We start from the raw sequence: 1,737 nt of genomic DNA on the forward strand, positions 1-1,737 counted from the left end.
ATAAACATTCAAAACTGAATACAATATGTCACGTTATTCCGTTTCAGTTTCCTGCGAAACTGTTCCGAATATATCCTTAGAAAGGAGGTGATCCAGCCGCACCTTCCGATACGGCTACCTTGTTACGACTTCACCCCAATCATTTGTCCCACCTTCGACGGCTAGTTCCTAAAAGGTTACTCCACCGGCTTCGGGTGTTACAAACTCTCGTGGTGTGACGGGCGGTGTGTACAAGACCCGGGAACGTATTCACCGTAGCATGCTGATCTACGATTACTAGCGATTCCAGCTTCATGTAGTCGAGTTGCAGACTACAATCCGAACTGAGAACGGCTTTATGGGATTTGCTTGACCTCGCGGGTTCGCTGCCCTTTGTACCGTCCATTGTAGCACGTGTGTAGCCCAAATCATAAGGGGCATGATGATTTGACGTCATCCCCACCTTCCTCCGGTTTGTCACCGGCAGTCAACTTAGAGTGCCCAACTTAATGCTGGCAACTAAGCTTAAGGGTTGCGCTCGTTGCGGGACTTAACCCAACATCTCACGACACGAGCTGACGACAACCATGCACCACCTGTCACTTTGTCCCCCGAAGGGGAAAGCTCTATCTCTAGAGTTGTCAAAGGATGTCAAGATTTGGTAAGGTTCTTCGCGTTGCTTCGAATTAAACCACATGCTCCACCGCTTGTGCGGGTCCCCGTCAATTCCTTTGAGTTTCAGCCTTGCGGCCGTACTCCCCAGGCGGAGTGCTTAATGCGTTAGCTGCAGCACTAAGGGGCGGAAACCCCCTAACACTTAGCACTCATCGTTTACGGCGTGGACTACCAGGGTATCTAATCCTGTTTGATCCCCACGCTTTCGCACATCAGCGTCAGTTGCAGACCAGAAAGTCGCCTTCGCCACTGGTGTTCCTCCATATCTCTGCGCATTTCACCGCTACACATGGAATTCCACTTTCCTCTTCTGCACTCAAGTTTTCCAGTTTCCAATGACCCTCCACGGTTGAGCCGTGGGCTTTCACATCAGACTTAAAAAACCGCCTACGCGCGCTTTACGCCCAATAATTCCGGATAACGCTTGCCACCTACGTATTACCGCGGCTGCTGGCACGTAGTTAGCCGTGGCTTTCTGATTAGGTACCGTCAAGGGATGCACAGTTACTTACATCCTTGTTCTTCCCTAATAACAGAGTTTTACGATCCGAAGACCTTCATCACTCACGCGGCGTTGCTCCGTCAGGCTTTCGCCCATTGCGGAAGATTCCCTACTGCTGCCTCCCGTAGGAGTCTGGACCGTGTCTCAGTTCCAGTGTGGCCGATCACCCTCTCAGGTCGGCTACGTATCGTTGCCTTGGTAAGCCGTTACCTTACCAACTAGCTAATACGCCGCGGGTCCATCTATAAGTGACAGCAAAACCGTCTTTCATCATGAAACCATGCGGTTTCATGTGTTATCCGGTATTAGCCCCGGTTTCCCGGAGTTATCCCAGTCTTATAGGTAGGTTACCCACGTGTTACTCACCCGTCCGCCGCTAACGTCAGAGGAGCAAGCTCCTCGTCTGTTCGCTCGACTTGCATGTATTAGGCACGCCGCCAGCGTTCATCCTGAGCCAGGATCAAACTCTCCATAATAATTTATGATGTTTGACTAGCTCATAAAAACTAATTGTTTTAAAACGTCCTTAGGACGTTTGTTAATTTGGAATTAACGTTGACATATTGTCATTCAGTTTTCAA

At 49.8% G+C, this 1,737-nt stretch carries 1 rRNA gene; it reads right to left on the reverse strand.

Annotated elements, in window-relative coordinates:
* Positions 1–80: 80 nt before the first annotated feature.
* Positions 81–1,632 (reverse strand): 16S ribosomal RNA (locus tag HMPREF3031_RS09410).
* Between the last annotated feature and the right edge of the window lie 105 nt (positions 1,633–1,737).

Origin of the sequence: Staphylococcus sp. HMSC072B07 (assembly GCF_001815505.1) — a bacterium.
Taxonomy (GTDB): domain Bacteria; phylum Bacillota; class Bacilli; order Staphylococcales; family Staphylococcaceae; genus Staphylococcus; species Staphylococcus simulans.